General features: G+C 53.4%; 11 protein-coding genes and 1 tRNA gene. 7 read left to right on the top strand and 5 right to left on the bottom strand.

Annotation, left to right across the window (positions count from 1 at the left end; translation table 11 throughout):
* Positions 1-208: 208 nt before the first annotated feature.
* Positions 209-1,012: a 2,5-didehydrogluconate reductase DkgB gene (dkgB, locus tag ABLV30_RS28155; RefSeq protein ID WP_025108461.1), complete on the top strand. Its 804-nt coding sequence runs from the start codon at positions 209-211 to the stop codon at positions 1,010-1,012.
* A gap of 30 nt (positions 1,013-1,042) precedes the next feature.
* Here the strand turns inward: dkgB and yafC are convergent, their stop codons facing one another.
* Complete coding sequence (gene yafC, locus ABLV30_RS28150) at positions 1,043-1,945, bottom strand: DNA-binding transcriptional regulator YafC (RefSeq protein ID WP_047724389.1); 903 nt, start codon at positions 1,943-1,945, stop codon at positions 1,043-1,045.
* Positions 1,946-2,049: 104 nt separating this feature from the next.
* On the opposite strand from yafC, the gene ABLV30_RS28145 reads away from it, so the two are divergent.
* From ABLV30_RS28145 to ABLV30_RS28135, 3 genes are all read left to right on the top strand, one after another.
* Positions 2,050-3,240, top strand: a complete 1,191-nt coding sequence (locus ABLV30_RS28145; RefSeq protein ID WP_014228021.1) for an MFS transporter — start codon at positions 2,050-2,052, stop codon at positions 3,238-3,240.
* 105 nt (positions 3,241-3,345) lie between these two features.
* Complete coding sequence (locus tag ABLV30_RS28140; RefSeq protein WP_025108464.1) at positions 3,346-4,143, top strand: endonuclease/exonuclease/phosphatase family protein; 798 nt, start codon at positions 3,346-3,348, stop codon at positions 4,141-4,143.
* A gap of 84 nt (positions 4,144-4,227) precedes the next feature.
* Positions 4,228-4,998: a class I SAM-dependent methyltransferase gene (locus tag ABLV30_RS28135; protein WP_014228023.1), complete on the top strand. Its 771-nt coding sequence runs from the start codon at positions 4,228-4,230 to the stop codon at positions 4,996-4,998.
* Positions 4,999-5,055: 57 nt separating this feature from the next.
* Here ABLV30_RS28135 and mltD read toward each other — a convergent pair whose 3' ends face one another.
* Both mltD and gloB read right to left on the bottom strand, forming a co-directional pair.
* On the bottom strand, positions 5,056-6,423 hold the full coding sequence (mltD, locus tag ABLV30_RS28130; protein ID WP_004129156.1) for a murein transglycosylase D: 1,368 nt from the start codon (positions 6,421-6,423) through the stop codon (positions 5,056-5,058).
* A 71-nt stretch (positions 6,424-6,494) separates the two neighbouring features.
* Complete coding sequence (gene gloB, locus ABLV30_RS28125; RefSeq protein ID WP_046878642.1) at positions 6,495-7,250, bottom strand: hydroxyacylglutathione hydrolase; 756 nt, start codon at positions 7,248-7,250, stop codon at positions 6,495-6,497.
* A 32-nt stretch (positions 7,251-7,282) separates the two neighbouring features.
* Here gloB and ABLV30_RS28120 point away from each other — a divergent pair, with 32 nt between their 5' ends.
* On the top strand, positions 7,283-8,005 hold the full coding sequence (locus ABLV30_RS28120; RefSeq protein WP_004847912.1) for a class I SAM-dependent methyltransferase: 723 nt from the start codon (positions 7,283-7,285) through the stop codon (positions 8,003-8,005).
* On the opposite strand, the gene rnhA is transcribed toward ABLV30_RS28120, so the two are convergent.
* Positions 8,002-8,469, bottom strand: a complete 468-nt coding sequence (gene rnhA / locus ABLV30_RS28115; RefSeq protein ID WP_004129160.1) for a ribonuclease HI — start codon at positions 8,467-8,469, stop codon at positions 8,002-8,004. The two genes, ABLV30_RS28120 and rnhA, sit on opposite strands and share 4 nt — an antisense overlap.
* 65 nt (positions 8,470-8,534) lie before the next feature.
* On the opposite strand from rnhA, the gene dnaQ reads away from it, so the two are divergent.
* Together dnaQ and ABLV30_RS28105 are read left to right on the top strand one after the other, a co-directional pair.
* A complete protein-coding gene (gene dnaQ, locus ABLV30_RS28110) occupies positions 8,535-9,266 on the top strand; it encodes a DNA polymerase III subunit epsilon (RefSeq protein ID WP_025108466.1) in 732 nt (243 codons plus the stop codon).
* 132 nt (positions 9,267-9,398) lie between these two features.
* Positions 9,399-9,475 (top strand) — tRNA-Asp (locus ABLV30_RS28105).
* Between the two features lie 254 nt (positions 9,476-9,729).
* Here the strand turns inward: ABLV30_RS28105 and ABLV30_RS28100 are convergent.
* On the bottom strand, positions 9,730-10,500 hold the full coding sequence (locus ABLV30_RS28100) for an amidohydrolase (RefSeq protein WP_014837467.1): 771 nt from the start codon (positions 10,498-10,500) through the stop codon (positions 9,730-9,732).
* Between the last annotated feature and the right edge of the window lie 38 nt (positions 10,501-10,538).

The following is a 10,538-nucleotide window of genomic DNA, read 5'->3' as shown; positions in this document are numbered from 1 at the left end:
CTGTCACGCAGGGGGTCGCGGGTTCGAGTCCCGTCCGTTCCGCCACTTATTAAAAGCCCTGAGCATTTGCTCAGGGCTTTTTCTTTGCCTGTCGCTTTATTATTGCTTTTTTAGCAAAAATCCTCTGCGTTTAGCGCTCTTTTTCTCAATCCTCTCGTTGGTCATAATTACCCTCGTTAACCGATATGAATGAATAAAGAGGAAAATCATGACAATCCCTGCATTTGGCCTTGGGACCTTCCGTCTGAAAGATGACGTGGTTATTGCATCTGTAAAAACGGCGCTTGAGCTGGGCTATCGCACCATTGATACCGCGCAAATCTATGATAATGAAGCTGCTGTGGGTCAGGCTATTGCTGAAAGCGGCGTTGCGCGCGATGAACTGTTCATCACCACCAAGATCTGGATTGAAAATCTCAGCAAAGACAAGCTGATCGCCAGCCTGAAAGAGAGCCTGCTGAAGCTGCGGACTGACTATGTCGACCTGACGTTAATCCACTGGCCGTCGCCAAACGATGCCGTTGCCGTCGAAGAGTTTATGGCCGCGCTGCTGGAAGCGAAAAAGCAGGGGTTGACCCGTCAGATTGGTATTTCTAACTTCACCATTCCGCTGATGGAGCGGGCAATTGCCGCCGTTGGCGCAGAGAATATTGCAACCAACCAGGTTGAACTCTCTCCGTACCTGCAGAACCGCAAAGTGGTTGATTGGGCGCGTGAACACGATATTCATATCACCTCTTACATGACGCTGGCCTACGGTAAGGCGCTGAAAGATGAAGTGATTGCACGTATTGCGACGAAACATAATGCCACGCCGGCACAGGTTATCCTGGCCTGGGCAATGGGCGAAGGTTATGCGGTAATTCCGTCTTCGACGCGGCGCGAAAACCTGGCAAGCAACCTTAAAGCTCAGGATCTGCAGCTTGATGAAGACGATCGCCAGGCGATCGCCGCCCTGGACTGCAACGATCGTCTGGTTAGCCCGGACGGTCTGGCGCCTGAATGGGACTAATCTAATCCCCCTCTGTACTCTACAACCCTCTTACAGCTCCTTCGGGAGCTGTTTTACATGTTCGCTAAGAAAGTCGATAAAGGCTCTGATCCGCGTGCTTACGGCTCTGTCGCTGTAGTAAACCGCGCTAAACGGCATTTCAACCGGCAGCCGTTTATCAGCCAGCAGCTCGACAAACGCCCCTTCAGCAATTTCCTTATCCACCATATAGTCCGACAGACAGGCGATTCCGTTACCGGCCAGGCACAGCTGCTTGAGCGTTTCTCCGCTATTGGAAGATATCTCGCTTTCGATTTCCAGCAGCTGGCCATCGCAGCAGGAGACTGGCCAGGTATTCAATGAAGCAGGTTCGCTAAAACCGAGGCATTGATGATTTTTTAGCTCAGCGACGCTTTGCGGCGTTCCATGGCGAGCGAGATAGTCCGGTGAAGCGATTATTTTGCGGTAGCTATTAAACAATGGCCTGGCGCGCAGGCTGGAATCGGTCAGCGTGCCGGCGCGGATCGCGACGTCAACTTTCCGCTCAATCAGATTGATAAAGGTTTCGGACGAGACCAGAGTAAGGCTCATCTCTGGATAACGCTCACGGAAGGGTTTTATCAACGGCATCAGAAAATGCAGTATCACCGGCGTCGCGGCATCAACCCGTAATAGTCCTCTTGGCGTCGTACGACTCTCCAGAAGTTCATTTTCGGCAGCGGCCATCTCCTGAAGCACAACCTGCATGCGACGGAAATAACGCTCTCCTTCTTCGGTCAGGCTTAGCTGACGGGTCGTACGGTTAAGCAGGCTCACGCCGAGCTTTGATTCCAGCTTTTTCACCGCCCGGCTGACGGCGGAATTGGCCTGACCTAGCTGTTCCGCTGCGCGGCTAAAGCTGCCGCTCTCGACCACGGCGACAAAAATGGCGATTTCTTCTGAGGTAGCTCTCATTATTGCACCTGTGGCAAAATTCTATTGATACTTTGGCTATTTTTGTTATTAAAGCATCTCTTCATACTACGTGTCATCTTAATCATGTTGATACGGAGTACATTATGCCGCTGGCGCTACTTGCCTTAACTATCGGTGCCTTTGCTATTGGCACGACCGAATTTGTCATTGTGGGCCTGGTGCCCACCATTGCAGAACAACTCGCTATTTCGCTACCCTCTGCGGGGCTGTTGGTTTCTATCTACGCGCTCGGCGTGGCGATTGGCGCCCCGGTGCTCACCGCGCTGACCGGGCGTATGCCACGTAAGCAACTGCTGCTGGCGTTAATGGCGCTGTTTACCGCCGGTAACCTACTGGCCTGGCAGGCGCCGGGTTATGAAACTCTGGTGCTGGCACGCCTGCTGACGGGACTGGCGCACGGGGTATTCTTTTCGATCGGATCGACAATTGCGACCAGCCTGGTCCCGAAAGAGAAAGCGGCTTCGGCGATTGCGATTATGTTTGGCGGTCTGACCGTTGCGCTGGTGACCGGCGTACCATTGGGCACCTTTATCGGCCAACACTTTGGCTGGCGCGAGACGTTCCTTGCCGTGTCGATCCTTGGCGTAATCGCGTTAATGAGCAGCCTTATCCTGGTGCCGAATAACATTCCCGGTCGTGTCAGCGCCGGTTTGCGCGCCCAGCTCCAGGTTCTGACTCATCCCCGTTTACTGATAATCTATGCCATTACGGCTTTGGGATATGGCGGCGTATTCACCGCTTTTACCTTCCTGGCGCCGATGATGCAGGATCTTGCCGGATTTAGCCCGGCGGCCGTTAGCTGGATCCTCCTGGGCTACGGTGTTTCTGTAGCGGTGGGCAACGTATGGGGCGGAAAGCTGGCGGATAAGCATGGCGCCGTGCCCGCGCTGAAGCTGATTTTTGCCGCCCTGGTTGCTTTACTGCTGATCTTTCAGTTTACGGCCAGCATTCAGTATGCGGCGCTGGCGACGGTACTGGTGATGGGCATCTTCGCATTCGGTAACGTTCCGGGTCTGCAGGTATACGTTGTGCAGAAAGCGGAGCAGTATACTCCAGGCGCGGTTGACGTTGCCTCAGGCCTGAATATTGCCGCCTTTAACATCGGGATTGCCTTAGGATCGGTGATTGGTGGGCAGACGGTAGAACATTATGGTCTGGATCAGACGCCCTGGATTGGCGCGCTGATAGTTCTGGTCGCGCTGTTGCTGGTGGTTCTTAGCGGCCGGCTCGATAAGCCTCAGCGCTGTGCTACGGTTCTTTCCGTAGAAGGATAAAGGTTTCTGGCAAATTGCATTGAAAGTGTATACAAAAATCCCTATAACAGAAGGACCAGCTGCAGTCTCGGGCTGGTTTCCTGTTATCGAGGTTTGATGCCTAAATTGCGAAAGAATACCTATGCCATGCGCTACGTCGCCGGACAACCCGCGGAGAGAATCTTACCTCCGGGGTCGTTTGCTGGCATGACTCCGGCTTTTCCGGCCGGGGTACCGTTAAGTTCGGATGAGAAAATCCGCGTGCTGGTGTGGAACATCTTTAAACAGCAGCGCGCAGAGTGGAAATCCGTGCTTAATAATTTCGGTAAAGATGCGCACCTGGTGTTATTACAGGAAGCGCAAACCACGCCTGAGTTAGTGAAATTCGCCACCTCCAATTATCTGGCCGCTGACCAGGTTCCGGCACTGGTGCTTCCGCAGCATCCTTCCGGCGTGATGACGTTAGCTTCCGCCCACCCCATTTACTGCTGCCCACTGCGCGAGCGCGAGCCTATCCTGCGGCTGGCAAAGTCAGCGTTGGTCACCGTTTACCCGTTACCGGATACCCGGCTGCTGATGGTGGTAAATATCCACGCGGTCAACTTTAGTCTTGGCGTGGATGTCTACAGCAAGCAGCTGCTGCCGATTGGCGACCAGATTGCCCATCACAGCGGGCCGGTGATAATGGCGGGTGACTTTAACGCCTGGAGTCGTCCGCGAATGAACGCTTTGTATCGCTTTGCGCGTGAAATGTCGCTGCGCGAAGTCCGCTTCTCTGACGATCAGCGCCGCCGTACTTTTGGCCGCCCGCTTGATTTTGTGTTCTACCGGGGGTTAAGCGTGCACGATGCTTCCGTGCTGGTGACCCGCGCGTCCGACCACAACCCGCTACTAGTTGAATTCAGTCCCGGCAAGCCTGATTAATTAAGGTATGTCAGGCCTGCCATGGGGCAGGCCTGCGTATGCATGGTGCTGCCTTTATTACTCAAAAAACCGAAGGACAATGCAATGACAACACGCTCTCATCATGACAACGTCGAAAAACAGTTTGGCTCACAGGCCAGCGCCTACCTGAGCAGTGCCGTACACGCTTCAGGGCGCGATCTGCAGCGACTGGCCGAACGGCTGGCGGACTTCCCTCAGGCCCACGTGCTGGATATGGGATGCGGTGCCGGACACGCCAGCTTTGCGGCGGCAGGGCAGGTTGCCCAGGTAACGGCATATGATTTATCCAGCCAGATGCTGGAGGTGGTGGCTCAGGCCGCAAGGGATAAAGGTTTTGCTAATATTGCCACGCAGCAGGGCTATGCCGAATCTTTGCCTTTCGCTGATGCCAGCTTTGATGTCGCGATCAGCCGTTATTCTGCGCATCACTGGCATGATGTTGGCCAGGCATTGCGTGAAGTGAAGCGGGTGCTGAAACCGGGCGGAGTGATGATTATTATGGATGTGATGTCGCCCGGCCATCCTGTTCGCGACGTCTGGCTGCAGACGGTTGAGGCGCTGCGCGATACCTCCCATGTTCGCAACTACTCCAGCGGCGAATGGCTGACAATGGCGAGTGAGGCCGGTTTGGTGATAAATCATCTGCTGACCGATCGCCTGCCTCTGGAGTTCAGCTCCTGGGTCGCGCGGATGCGGACGCCAGAGGCGCTGACGGAAGCGATTCGTTTATACCAGGAGAGCGCATCGGCGGAGGTCAAAGCCTATTTTGCATTGCAGCAGGATGGTTCTTTCACCAGCGATACGATTATGTTTGAGGCCCATAAGGCCATCTAACGCAGAGATAAAACAAAAGGCACCGCATGGGTGCCTTTTTTAATGCCTGCTGAATCATCAGGATTCCGGTCTGTCGCTGTTTTTCACAAACAGCGTCAGCTGATCGCCAGGTTTCAGGTTGCCGGTATCGCTGTTCCAGCGCATCACATCGCGAATGTTCACGCCATGGCGTTTCGCAATGCTCGACAAAGAGTCGCCCTTACGCACGCGATAGGTAATGCTATCGCTATTGTTTGCCAGACGTTCAGCGCTGCTGCCTGCGCCAATCACCAGATTCTGACCGACCTTCAGGTTAGAACCGCGAATACCGTTCCACTGCTGCAGATCTTTCGTTGATACGCCGAGACGCGATGCAATGCCGGAGATGGTGTCACCGGAGCGCACCTGGTAGCTGCGGCTGGTCAACGGCTTGTTATCAGCCAGCAGCGTCGGCTGCACGGCGGCAATATCACCGGAGGCCAAAGACTCACGCAGTTGCGCCGCATGCTTCTGCGGTACCAGTACGTAATTCGGCCCGTTCGCGCCCAGAGTCGACCCCTTAACGCCTGCATTGAACGTTTTCAGCTTGCTGACGGGCATTCCTGCCATATCCGCTAGCTGTGAAATCTCAACCGGACTGTCGAGACGTACACGCGCCAGGGCACGGCTTTCGTCTGCTGTCGGCAACCTTACGCCATACCGCTTGCTGTTCTTGAGAATATCGCTCAGGGCCAGCATTTTTGGTACGTATATTTTGGTTTCCTGTGGTAATGACAGCGACCAGAAATCGGTGGGTTTACCCCGTGATTTGTTCGCTTTGATAGCCTTCATTACCCGACCTTCGCCGCTGTTATAGGCAGCGACGGTTAACAACCAGTCGCCGTCGAACATTTTGTTCAGACGTTGCATCATGTTTAACGCTGCCGTGGTTGAGGCAACGATGTCACGACGCGCATCGTAACTGCGGGTCTGTTTCAAACCATAATTGCGCCCGGTGCTCGGAATGATCTGCCAAATGCCTGCGGCATTGGCGCCAGACGTTGCGTGCGGGTCAAAAGCGCTCTCCACTATGGGTAGTAATACCAGTTCCATTGGCATGTTACGTTTCTTAACTTGCCCGGCTATCCAGTACATATACGGCTCTGCCCGTAAAGTTACATCGTGGAGATAGCTCTTATTTCTTAAGTACTTCTGTTTTTGTTCGCGAATCCGGACGTTTTCCGGAATTCCCATCTTTAGCTCGTCGCCTATTGAAGTCCACAGATCCTGGTCTTGCGCGTAGAAGGTTCCATCATCTAACCAGCGCGCTCGACTTGTGAACTTGCTTGCTTCCCCTTGACTCGCTGCAGAAAGGCTCTGTGCGTGCTGTTGTACGGTGCCATCGTTCTTAGACGCCTGGCACCCCACCAGCAGGACAGAGGCGAGTAAAATCGCTCGTGCCTTCATGTGTGTGTCAATAGTTGCTTAAAAGACGAGCAAGGATAACGGTGAAGTCGTCTGAAGACAAGAATTAAATATCAGAAGTCGTCTTTCTTTGACCTTAACCAGGCAAATCGCTGAATAGAGTGTTGCAAATTTGTTTCTTTGTCTATTTCTTTAATTAAATCATCATCATCCGTTCGAAGAAATAAATTAATAAGACGCTCATTTTTCAGAGTTACGGGGAGTGTTTTTTGGTTTTTTGCACGTAACTCATTAACTTTGTGGTAGTAATCGTTTATCTCCCTATCATGGGGAAGGATGCTTATTGCAAACTTCATGTTTGCTAAAGTGTACTCATGTGCGCAACATATTAATGTTTCGTCAGGAAGGGCGCTAATCTTCTTAAATGATTGATACATCTGCTCTGCGGTCCCTTCGAATAGTCTGCCGCAGCCGCCGGAAAACATTGTATCGCCACAAAATAGATAAGGTGCGCTGTAGAAACAGATGTGTCCTAAAGTGTGACCTGGCGTGGCAAAAATAGAAAATTCGCGGCCCAAAACAGTGAGGCTATCTCCGTCCTTCACGACGTGGGTTGCGCCCTTATCCTGGGTTTCTGCCGGTCCGTAAACCACCAGGTTCGGGAATTTTTCCCGCAGTTGTTTAACGCCGCCAACGTGGTCGCGGTGGTGATGCGTCAACAAGATAGCTTCCGGCTGCCAGCGGTTTTGTTCGATGGCGGCGAGCACGGGCGCGGCTTCTCCGGGATCGACTATCAGGCAGCGCCCGCTATCTTCACTAAGAACCCAGATGTAGTTGTCCTGAAATGCGGGAATACTGATAAGATTCATAAATTACCTCTAATGCGTAGCGGAAGGTTGCGATGAAGCCGGCAAGGATACCTCATACAGTTACAGCGCCAGAGCACTGGTCCAGCATGCCGTGGGGCGAATACTACCGCGAATCGCTGGAACGGCAGATGAAACCGTGGCTCGCTAAATTATATGGCTTTCATTTACTTAAGATTGGCAATCTGAGCGCGGAAATCAATACCGAAGCCTGCGCGATTTCCCATCAGGTGAATGTCTCTTTGCAGGGGAATCCTGTGCAGGTAAAGGCCGATCCGCTGCATTTGCCTTTTGCCGAAAAGTCGGTAGATGCCTGCCTGCTGGCGCATACCTTACCGTGGTGCAGCGATCCGCATCGACTGCTGCGGGAAGCGGACCGGGTGCTGATTGACGATGGCTGGATAATTTTAACCAGTTTTAATCCTGTAAGCCTGATGGGGTTACGTAAACTGGTGCCGGTGTTACGCAATAAGCCCCCCTATAACAGCCGCATGTTCACCTTAACGCGTCAGATGGACTGGCTGGGGTTGCTGAATTTTGAAGTTATGCACTACGGAGGCTATCAGGTCCTTCCCTGGTCGCGCCACGGGGGGAAAATGCTCAGCACGCATCTACCGGCGTTGGGATGTCTGCAGCTCATTGTTGCCCGTAAACGCACTATCCCATTGACGCTAAACCCGATGAAATCGGGCAAAGCAAAAAAACGGATACCGCAGGCGGTAGGCGCCACGCGTCAGTGGCGCAAGGGGCAGAATTAACTTTCTGCCTGATAACCGATGTCGTCCCGGGTTGGGTTAGATGCCGCCGCGCGCGCCAGTTCGTCGCAACGTTCGTTTTCCGGATGTCCGGCATGGCCTTTAACCCATTCCCATTTTATCTTGTGTTGACCCAGCGCGGCGTCCAGGCGCTGCCAGAGATCGACATTTTTTACCGGTTTCTTGTCGGCCGTTTTCCAGCCGCGTTTTTTCCAGTTGTGGATCCACTGCGTAATCCCCTGACGCACATACTGGCTGTCGGTACTGAGGATCACTTCACAATGTTCTTTCAGCGCTTCCAGGGCGACGATGGCGGCCATCATCTCCATGCGGTTGTTCGTTGTAAGGTTAAAGCCTTCGCTAAAAGTTTTTTCCTTCCCGCGATAGCGTAAAATCGCACCGTAGCCGCCAGGACCTGGATTTCCCAGGCAAGAACCATCGGTGAAAATTTCTACCTGTTTGAGCATCTCTGGTAGACTTCCTGTAATTGAAATCGATACGTAAAACGGTAAGTCTGACATAAATGACCGCTATGAGCACTGCAATTACGCGACAGATCGTTCTCGATACCGAAACCACCGGTATGAATCAGATTGGTGCGCACTATGAAGGGCACAAGATAATTGAAATCGGTGCGGTGGAGGTGATCAACCGCCGCCTGACCGGAAACAACTTCCACGTCTATTTAAAGCCGGACCGGCTGGTTGATCCTGAAGCGTTTGGCGTCCACGGTATTGCGGACGAATTCCTGATGGATAAGCCCGCGTTTGGTGATGTGGTCGATGAGTTTCTCGACTATATCCGCGGCGCGGAGCTGGTCATCCATAACGCATCGTTCGATATCGGCTTTATGGACTATGAATTTGCTAAGCTAAATCGCGGCATTCCGAAGACGGATACCTTTTGTAAGGTAACCGATAGCCTGGCCCTGGCGCGTAAAATGTTCCCGGGCAAGCGTAACAGCCTTGATGCCCTCTGTTCACGTTATGAAATAGACAACAGCAAGCGAACGCTGCACGGGGCGTTGCTCGATGCCCAGATTCTGGCCGACGTTTATCTGATGATGACCGGTGGCCAGACGACGATGGCTTTCTCAATGGAAGGGGAAGGGCAGCAGCAGGCCGGAGAAATGGGCATTCAACGCGTTGTGCGCGCCGCCAGCAAATTACGGGTGGTTTACGCCTCTGATGAAGAGCTGATGAACCACGAGTCGCGGCTCGATCTGGTGCAAAAGAAAGGCGGAAGCTGCCTGTGGCGGGCCTGATTTACCCATAAACGCGCTAAAAATAGTCTGTTGGGTGATTTTTGCAGCAAGCGATTCAAAAATGAAGAAAAAGCGTTGACGGAGTAGAGGGGAATCCGTAATATTCGCCTCGTTCCCAAGGGAACAGTAAGTGGAGCGGTAGTTCAGTCGGTTAGAATACCTGCCTGTCACGCAGGGGGTCGCGGGTTCGAGTCCCGTCCGTTCCGCCACTATTCAGAAAGCCTGAATCAGCAATGATTCAGGCTTTCGTCGTTTTAGCCTGCAGAACACATTCTCTTCCCCGTCTTCGCCAGCCATCCGTTGCGCCGGTCTGACAACGTTTGCCCGCGAGCCTGGCGTTAACAGCATTCATATTCTCGTTCCGCGCTGCGGGCGTTTACCTGCAGGGCTTTGGGGCGAGCGGGCGGGATAGCGCTGGTTTGAGGCATAAAAAGGGAGCCTGGGCTCCCCTGCCAGTCTGGCTTTAGCTGAGCGTGAAGGGATCAGCGTCCTGCCAGGCCGGAAACTTCTCGCGATACTCTTTTAGCGACGTCAGCGAAAGCTCAGCATCCAGGCGAGTCGCCTGATGCGGTTCGGCCGTCGCGATAATCTCACCCTGCGGCGTGATTATCCGACTATCGCCCCGGTAATGGTGTCCGTTGCCATCGGTGCCGACGCGATTGCATCCGGCAACATAAGCCTGATTTTCGATAGCTCTGGCGACCAGCAGCGACTGCCAGTGCATTGAGCGCGGGGCGGGCCAGTTGGCAACATACAGCGCTAAATCGTAGTCGTTATGGTTGCGTGACCACACGGGGAAGCGCAGGTCGTAGCATACCAGCGGCAGAATTCTCCAGCCGCGCCAGGCAAAAATGACCCGCTCGTTACCCGCTGCGTAATGATGATGTTCATCCGCCATGCGAAACAGGTGGCGTTTGTCATAGAAATGGATTTTACCGCCGGGCTCAACCAGCAAGAAGCGGTTAACCGGACCACGGTCCGTTTGCAGCGCGGCGCTACCGGCAATCAGCGCGTTGGTTTGGTCGGCTTTAGCCTCCATCCAGGCTACCACTTCCTCTTGCGACAGCGACTGTTTTGCTGCTTCCATCGCGAAACCGGTGGTGAACATTTCGGGTAAAACAATGAGGTCACGCCCGGTAATCCCTTCCAGTTGACGATCGAAATGGCGCAGGTTGGCGGGACCGTCCATCCACACCAGCGGTTGTTGTAAAAGGGTAATTTTCAGTCCGGGCACGGTGGTGAACTCCAGTATGATGAGAGGAATTATAATGA

This window comes from Klebsiella sp. CN_Kp113 (genome assembly GCF_040064585.1).
GTDB classification, from domain to species: Bacteria; Pseudomonadota; Gammaproteobacteria; order Enterobacterales; family Enterobacteriaceae; genus Klebsiella; species Klebsiella michiganensis.
This window is presented reverse-complemented; position numbering and strand designations above follow the sequence as displayed.

Excerpts from the sequence above, each read along its gene's own strand:
- dkgB (WP_025108461.1), top strand. The coding sequence starts at position 209 with ATGACAATCCCTGCATTTGGCCTTGGGACCTTCCGTCTGAAAGATGAC.
- yafC (WP_047724389.1), bottom strand. The coding sequence starts at position 1,945 with ATGAGAGCTACCTCAGAAGAAATCGCCATTTTTGTCGCCGTGGTCGAG.
- ABLV30_RS28145 (WP_014228021.1), top strand. The coding sequence starts at position 2,050 with ATGCCGCTGGCGCTACTTGCCTTAACTATCGGTGCCTTTGCTATTGGC.
- ABLV30_RS28135 (WP_014228023.1), top strand. The coding sequence starts at position 4,228 with ATGACAACACGCTCTCATCATGACAACGTCGAAAAACAGTTTGGCTCA.
- mltD (WP_004129156.1), bottom strand. The coding sequence starts at position 6,423 with ATGAAGGCACGAGCGATTTTACTCGCCTCTGTCCTGCTGGTGGGGTGC.
- gloB (WP_046878642.1), bottom strand. The coding sequence starts at position 7,250 with ATGAATCTTATCAGTATTCCCGCATTTCAGGACAACTACATCTGGGTT.
- ABLV30_RS28120 (WP_004847912.1), top strand. The coding sequence starts at position 7,283 with ATGAAGCCGGCAAGGATACCTCATACAGTTACAGCGCCAGAGCACTGG.
- rnhA (WP_004129160.1), bottom strand. The coding sequence starts at position 8,469 with ATGCTCAAACAGGTAGAAATTTTCACCGATGGTTCTTGCCTGGGAAAT.
- dnaQ (WP_025108466.1), top strand. The coding sequence starts at position 8,535 with ATGAGCACTGCAATTACGCGACAGATCGTTCTCGATACCGAAACCACC.